Source organism: Pseudomonas sp. AC463 (genome assembly GCF_979253585.1).
On the sequence record NZ_CEEDDZ010000679.1, the window covers coordinates 1 to 267 of the forward strand.

A 267-nucleotide genomic window follows, 5' to 3' on the forward strand; every position below is an offset into this window, starting at 1 on the left:
TAGCGGGCCAGCACGCGTTTTACGTTGCCATCGAGAATCGGCGCCCGCAGGTCCATGCTCAGGCTGGCGATGGCGCCGGCCGTGGAGCGGCCGATGCCGGGCAGTTCGATGAGCGCTTCGATGTCGCGGGGGAATTCGCCATCGTGGTCGCGCATGACGATTTGTGCGGTCTTCTGCAGGTTGCGTGCGCGGGTGTAGTAGCCCAGCCCCGTCCACAGGTGCAGCACTTCGTCTTCGGGCGCTTCGGCCAGATCACGCACGGTGGGC

At 66.3% G+C, this 267-nt stretch carries 1 pseudogene; it reads right to left on the minus strand.

Annotation, left to right across the window (positions count from 1 at the left end):
- Positions 1 to 267 (minus strand): annotated as a pseudogene (locus AC0IYH_RS31915) (A/G-specific adenine glycosylase); the annotation flags it as partial.